Raw genomic sequence first — 4,444 nt, forward strand, 5'->3', positions numbered from 1 at the left:
TTTGAGACAGCCTCTTTTTTGTAAATCTAAAAATTAAGGTTTTTGTAAATACTTTTTCAATAAAAGTTTAGTGGTTTATTTTTAATTAATCCAGCATAAGTCATTTCAATTTTAAAATCTTTTGAGATTAAAACCCAATATGGATAACTAATTTGTTCGTTTTCATCAGTAAATTCTTCTAAAAATGGGTGAGTTTTTTTATTCGATTTAGGTTCATATTTTTTGTTAAAAAAAATAATAGATTCATTTGTTTCTGCATCAAATTCAATAAAATAAATGTAATTATTTAGAATTTGAAGTAATTCATTATCTTTTTCTAATTGTTTTTTTTGAATCATACAGTAACTACACCAATTGGTAGAAAAATAAAGTAGAATTGGTTTAGGATTTTCATTAAAAATTGAATTAAATTTTTCTAATGAAATTTGTGCTTGGAGATTTAATGATGATAAAATGAATATGAAGTACCAGATTTTCATTAACGTAAATTGTATCGGATACCTATAAAACCTCTTGTTCCCTGCATAGGTGTATAGCTGTAATCATTTGGTTCAAAAATAACATCGTTTCTTCCTTTAGGAGGAGTAACGCCATTTCCATGTTCTCCGAATGGATCCCACCAACGAGCAATAACATCGCCTTTTGGTAATACATTAAAAATATTTTTGATTCCACCATAGATTTCAATATTATTCTTAAATGATTTACTTAATTGAATATTTGCAATAAAAGTTGGTTTTGAATATTCTGGTCGATAATCATTTTCTACTCGAGGTAATTTCATTTTGTCATTATAATTGGCGGTTAAATCAACTGTAAAATCTTTTTTGAATGTATAACTTGCTAAGAAATTTCCAGACCATTTTGGTGCATGATATTGAACTTCTTTTTCTCCATCTTCTTTTTTGTATACATCCATATAGGTTGCGCCAAGCATTATTTTTAGAGGAAAGTCAAATGTTGCATCTATGTTTAAAGAAACTCCTTGAGATATTGCGTGTCCATCTAAATTGTCATAGATAATCTTTGTTTCGTCAGTATCTGTATCAGCAATAATTTTGTTTGTGAAATAAGAATAGAATGTTGTAAAATCAAAGTTTAAAGCGGTTAAAGAAGTTTGAATACATAATTAATATTTCCATTATATGATTTTTCAGGTTTTAATTCATTTTCAAAAACTACTTGTCTAGCTCCAGTTAATGCACGATAATCTTCTGTGAAGACATTCACAACACGAAATCCTGTACCAAAACTTGCTCTTAAAGTATGATGAGATGAAGGTGAAAATTTGTATGCAATTCTTGGAGAATGTATTCCTTTATGTGTTTTATCATAATCAAATCGATAACCAAGTAATAATTTGTTTTCAGAATTTAATGTCAATTCGTCTTGTACAAAAATACCAGGAATCGGTGTATTCATTGGGTTATTCTTGATTAGATTATTATCCTCATCATATTCTCCAGTACCTCTTGTGTTGTCATCATAATAAGTATATTTAAATGAAGATCCTAAAAGTAAACTATGTTTTCCAATTATTTTATCCCAATAAGCTTGAGCAAAAATAACTTGCTGTTTTCATTGATACGATTCTGGACCATAAAATGAATTCTGTTGATGAAAATTATAAGAAAATTGTGTCATTATTGTTTCTTTTACAGGTAATTGATACATTCCTATCGCTTCAAAACGATTTGTCATAATACTTTCTGCATAAACTTCGTCACTTCCTCTGTGTAGTTTTCTTTTCCAATTCATATGACCGTCCCATCTATCTTCATATAAATAACGTAAAGCAACGGAAGCTGTTCTATTTTCTTGACGTTCAAAATCAAATTTATTGAATAACGTGATGCGATCTTGTAGAGTTACATCCGTGAAACCGTCGTTATTTTTATCTTTTTTATTGTCATATTTAAAGTAATTAAAACCAAATAAACCATTTACCTTTTCTCCTAAATTATATTTGTATCCACCATCAAGATTGGTTTCCAACCAAGAAGTAGTAAAGGCATCTAAAGATAATTTTGGAGTAGATTTAGGAGATTTGGTAATTACGTTAATTATACCTCCCATAGCTTCTGTTCCATAAAGGGAAGATGCTGGCCCTTTTACGACTTCTATTCGTTCAACCAAAGAATTCGGAATTCCGCTCAAACCATAAACAGTAGATAGAGAAGAAACAATTGGCATTCCGTCAATTAAAATCATGGTATATGGACCTTCCATTCCGTTAATATGAATATCACCTGTGTTGCAAACGTTACTGTTTAGTTGTGGTTGAACACCATTTATTAATTGTACAGCATCAAATAATGAAGGTGTTGGATTTTTTTGAAAAAACTTTGGTGTATAGATTTCAATTGGAACCGGACTATCAGATTTTCTTACAGCTTTCATTGTTCCTGTAACTACAATCTCATCTAAATTTTCTGAAGAATCTTTCATATAAATAGAATCTTTTTGTTCCTGAGCATTTGATAGAATGGAGGTTAAGGTGATGAATAAATAAAATGTTGTTTTCATGTTAAGTAAAATTTATAATCAAATTAAAAAGTTAGACAAATCAAATAAAAATATTATTAAAAATGAATTTTTTAATTTTACTTAATTTTCAACTATATTTGTTTTATGAATTCATTGGTCGAAGAAAATTACCTAAAAGCATTATTTCATCTTTCTGAAAATGGTAAAGGAGAAGTGAATGTGAAGGATTTGAGTAAGCATTTGGAAATAAAAATGCCTACTGTAAACAGTATGATGAAAAAATTAGCTGAAAAAGAATTGGTGATCTATGAATCGTATAAACCACTTCGGTTATCTGATAAAGGAATTTTGAAAGCTTCTCTGATTGTAAGAAAACACCGATTGACAGAGATGTTTTTGGTAGATAGAATGGGATTTGGCTGGGAGCAAGTGCATGAAATTGCAGAGCAAATAGAACATATTCAAAGTTCAATTTTTTTTGATAAAATGGACGAATTATTAAATTTTCCTAAATTAGATCCGCATGGTTCTCCAATTCCAGATAAAAATGGAAAAATAGAAATTAACAATTACAAAAAGTTGGCAGAATTTAAAGAAGGTGACAAAGTAGAAATATGTGCTGTTATTGGTTCTTCTGATGAATTTTTGAAGTATTTGAATTCAAAAAATATTCATTTGAATGATGAAATTGAAATCATTTCTGTTGAAGATTTTGATGGAACAATGAAGGTTAAATTCCTAAAATCAAATGAAATTGAATCATTTAGTAATCATGTAACTTCAAGGTTATTAGGTAAATAAAGGTTTTGCAGTTTTTTTTATCAATCGCCTTATTTTTCTATTTTTTAGGGTTTGGATTTTTATTCCAAAAAATTTTTCCTCGAATTAATTCAACTATATCGTTTACAGTTATAAATGGAATGATAGGTGTTGGACTGATAAGTTTTTTCGTCGCATTTTTTCTTCCATTAAATTTTACATACGAAGTAGTATTATTTTCAATTGCGATTCTATCATTAATTTATCATAGAAACGAAGTGAAACGAAGTTTGTTGAAACTGAAAAATATATCACGATATTTTTATGCTTTTACTTTTGTTGGATTGTTGGTCGCCGTTACATATCCTTTTATTTTAGATCATTTCGGGTATTATATTCCGACAATAAAATGGCTTGATTTTGCTGGTTTTGTAAAAGGTCTTTCTAATTTTGAATGGGTTTTGGCTCAAAATAGTTTTTGGCATATTTTGCAAGCTTCTATTAACGAAACATTGGATATTTATTACCGATTAAATTTTTGTTTATTTTTAATCTTCAATCTTTATGTTTTCGAATTGAAACAGAAAAAACTATTCATTTTTAATCTCCTTTTTTTATTTTTTTTAAATACTCCTTCGCCAGATCTTCCTGTTTTTGTTCTTTCGATTCTATTAATCAACGAATATTTATGTAATGAAAATAAAGCGTCTGATTACTTTTTTTACGCTGTTATTTTATTTGTAATTAAACCAATAAGTATTGTATTAATTTTATTTTTTGGAATTGAATATTTAAGAAATAAAGAACACAAAAATTTAAAAGACAAGAATTTATTTTACTTATTTTTATTACTTTATTATTTTGTTGTAAAGGAGTTATTGTTTCTGCAAATCCTTTGTTTCCTTTAGAATTTTCTTCAATAAAAGTTTTGAAATGGGCTTCACCACAGCATTTATATGAATTATCTGCACAGGATGGTAGATTTATTCCAGTTAAAGATTCGTTTACGTTTGAAGAAGTAGCTAGAATGAATACAACTGAATATTTTCAAGCTATTTTTTTTCAATCATCTTCTCGGACAATAATTTTTCTTTTAATTATTTGTTTAACAATTTTCAATTTGTTAATAGGCTTCTATAAAAAGAACCCGTTGTTCATTTTGATTACTAAATAATAAAGTTGTTCATTTGATTGAAAA

General features: G+C 27.8%; 3 protein-coding genes and 1 pseudogene. 2 read left to right on the forward strand and 2 right to left on the reverse strand.

The features are described from left to right. Positions 1-56: 56 nt before the first annotated feature. On the reverse strand, positions 57-479 hold the full coding sequence (locus B4G36_RS07715) for a thioredoxin fold domain-containing protein (RefSeq protein ID WP_291063149.1): 423 nt from the start codon (positions 477-479) through the stop codon (positions 57-59). Then, positions 479-2,526: pseudogene (locus B4G36_RS13965) on the reverse strand (TonB-dependent receptor plug domain-containing protein). Before B4G36_RS13965 ends, B4G36_RS07715 begins: the two are co-directional and overlap by 1 nt. A 105-nt stretch (positions 2,527-2,631) precedes the next feature. Between B4G36_RS13965 and B4G36_RS07735 the strand changes: the two are divergent. Together B4G36_RS07735 and B4G36_RS07740 are read left to right on the forward strand one after the other, a co-directional pair. Beyond that, positions 2,632-3,288 carry a metal-dependent transcriptional regulator gene (locus tag B4G36_RS07735; protein WP_291063153.1) on the forward strand — a complete coding sequence of 219 codons (657 nt, stop codon included), beginning with the start codon at positions 2,632-2,634 and terminating at the stop codon, positions 3,286-3,288. Positions 3,289-3,293: 5 nt separating this feature from the next. Continuing rightward, positions 3,294-4,154 carry an LIC_10190 family membrane protein gene (locus B4G36_RS07740; RefSeq protein ID WP_409410946.1) on the forward strand — a complete coding sequence of 287 codons (861 nt, stop codon included), beginning with the start codon at positions 3,294-3,296 and terminating at the stop codon, positions 4,152-4,154. The last annotated feature ends 290 nt before the right edge of the window (positions 4,155-4,444 follow it).

This window comes from Empedobacter sp. UBA3239 (genome assembly GCF_002362875.1).
Lineage (GTDB): Bacteria > Bacteroidota > Bacteroidia > Flavobacteriales > Weeksellaceae > Empedobacter > Empedobacter falsenii_B.